Origin of the sequence: Hansschlegelia beijingensis (assembly GCF_045505405.1) — a bacterium.
In the GTDB taxonomy this organism is placed as follows: domain Bacteria; phylum Pseudomonadota; class Alphaproteobacteria; order Rhizobiales; family Methylopilaceae; genus Methylopila; species Methylopila beijingensis_A.
In genome coordinates, this window is record NZ_JBJKEX010000423.1 from 1 (window position 1) to 2,373 (window position 2,373).

A 2,373-nucleotide genomic window follows, 5' to 3' on the forward strand; every position below is an offset into this window, starting at 1 on the left:
CGCGCGACGCGCTCGGCCTGTCGGAGGCGGGCCTCGCGGCGCGGGCGCGCCGCAACAGCTTCGGCGACCACGAGGGCATCCATCTCGCCCCGCTGCTGCGGGTGGTCGAGGAGAAGCGCTCGCTCGCCGAGACGCTGCTGCAAAAATACGACGGCGACTGGGGCCGCAGCGTCGATCCGGTGTTCGCCGAGTTCGCCTACTAGCGGCGCGCGTTCAGGCGGCGGCGCAGCGCGCGTCGGTGCAGCGGTTGACCTCGATGGTGAGGTGGCTGAGCTCCCGGAGGTCGGCGAGCCTGGCCTTGTAGGCCTCGGGCTCGCGCGGCTCGTGGGTGACGAGCGCCACGATCGCCGACAGATGGCCGGGCCCGACGCGCCACAGATGCAGGTCGCAGACCCGGTCGTCGCCGACCTCCAGCCGCTCGCGGATCTTGCGCTCGAGAGTCGGATCGGCCGGCGCGTCGACCAGCGTGGCGGCGGTCTGGCGGGCGAGCGACACCGACCAGGACGCGATCATGGCCGCGCCCAGCAGGCCGACCGCCGGATCGATCCAGCGCCAGCCCAACGTCCAGCCGGCGAACAGCGCCGCGATCGCCAGCACCGAGGTCAGCGCGTCGGCCAGCACGTGCAGATAGGCGCCGCGGAGATTGTGGTCCTCGACCCCCTCGGCCGGCGAGTGCTCATGGTCATGCCCGTGCTCATGGCCATGCGCGTGCGCGTGGCCGGCGTGGTCATGGCCGTGCGCGTGGCCGTCGGACGCGCCATGGCCGAGCACGAAGGCGCAGACGATGTTCACCAGCAGGCCGAGCACCGCGACGATCATCGCCTCGCGGTAAAGCACCTCCTGCGGGCTCGCGAGCCGCAGCAGCGACTCCCAGGCGATCGCGAGCGACACCACCCCGAGCACGATGGCGTTCGCGAAGCCCGCGAGGTCGCCGACCTTGCCGGCGCCCATGGCGAGCCGCGGGTCGTTCGAGCGCGCGGCGGCGATCCGGTAGGCCAGCGCCGCGACCCCGATCGCGCCCGCATGGGTCGCCATGTGGAAGCCGTCGGCCAGCAGCGCCATCGAGCCATAGGCCCAGCCGGCGACGATCTCGACGCCCATCGCGGCGGCCGTGACCGTCATCGCGATGCGGGTGCGGCGCGCGTTTCGGGCGTGATCGCGGCCGAGGAAGCGGTGCTCATGCCGGAACGGGGCGGCGTGGTCGCCGCGTGACGTGTGCATCTGCGCTGTCTCCTCGGCAGGCTGAGATCGCGTCGGCTCCCCCCGCCGTCAAGCCGGCGGGCTATTCGGCGGCTTCGGCCTGCGCGCCCGGCGACATGTTGTCGAGGCTCGCCACGATGTGGTCGGCGAGCGCCTGGGCGGTCTCGGTGACCGCGCCGGGGTTGCGCAGCAGCGCGATCTTGCAGCTCGGCAGCGCCGGAAAGCCTTCGGCGGTCCCGAGCACCCGCATGCCCGGCCGCAGCGCGGATTCCGGCACGACCGAGATCGCGAGCCCCGCGAGGACCGCCGCGCCGACCGCCGCGAAGTTGCGGCTGGAATAGAGCACGCGGTGCGCCCGCTTGATCTCCTGCAGCTTGCCGATCGCGGATTCGCGCCAGACGCAGGCGGCGTGGCTGAGCGCGAGCGGCAGCACCGGCTCCTCATGCGCCACCGAGCGCTGCGACGTCACCCAGAGCAGCGGCTCCTGGCGGATGACCTCGCCCATCGGCTTGCGGGCCGCATGGGTGATGATCGCGAGGTCGAGCTCGTCGCGGTCGATCATCTCGACCAGCTGGACCGAGGGCTCGCACACCACCGTCACCTCGACCAGCGGGTTGGAGGCCGAGAACCGGGCGAGGATTTCGGGCAGGTAGCGCTCGGCGTAGTCGTCCGGCAGGCCGAGCCGCACCCGGCCGGTCAGCGCGTCGTCCGCGAAGGCCGAAACCGCCTCGCGCGAGATGTGGATGATGCGGCGGGCGTAATCCAGCAGACGCTCGCCGTCCTCGGTGAGCCGGACGCCGCGGCCGTCGCGCGCGAACAGCGCCCGCCCGACACGTTCCTCGAGCCGCTTCATCTGCATCGAGACCGCGGACTGGGTCTTGAACACCACGTCCGCGGCGCGGGTGAACGAGCCCGTGTCGACGATCGCCACGAAGCTTCGAAGCTGATCGACATCGAGAAGCGCGACCATGGCGGCCCCATCACCCGGAATGATGAGCCACATTACTAACATTCGTTTCACTGATCAAACGGCGGGAGCTATCCAGAGGCTCCAGGCTGATCTGGCAGGGAGACTCCCATGTCGATCGAACCCCAGGCCGCCGGGCGCTTCGTCCGAGCCGCCGCGGCGGCGCTGCGCGATCTCGGCGCGTCGCTCGGCCGCCGGAAGCTGGC

At 71.7% G+C, this 2,373-nt stretch carries 2 protein-coding genes and 1 pseudogene; 1 reads left to right on the forward strand and 2 read right to left on the reverse strand.

Going from position 1 to position 2,373, the window contains the following annotated elements:
* A pseudogene (locus ACIKT0_RS17020) lies at nt 1-203 on the forward strand (glutamate--cysteine ligase); the annotation flags it as partial.
* A 10-nt stretch (nt 204-213) separates the two neighbouring features.
* On the opposite strand, the gene dmeF reads toward ACIKT0_RS17020, so the two are convergent.
* Together dmeF and ACIKT0_RS17030 are read right to left on the reverse strand one after the other, a co-directional pair.
* Complete coding sequence (gene dmeF, locus ACIKT0_RS17025; protein ID WP_407106557.1) at nt 214-1,221, reverse strand: CDF family Co(II)/Ni(II) efflux transporter DmeF; 1,008 nt, start codon at nt 1,219-1,221, stop codon at nt 214-216.
* Nucleotides 1,222-1,282: 61 nt separating this feature from the next.
* Nucleotides 1,283-2,170 (reverse strand): LysR substrate-binding domain-containing protein, encoded by an 888-nt coding sequence (locus ACIKT0_RS17030; RefSeq protein WP_407106558.1) that lies wholly within the window; start codon nt 2,168-2,170, stop codon nt 1,283-1,285.
* Between the last annotated feature and the right edge of the window lie 203 nt (nt 2,171-2,373).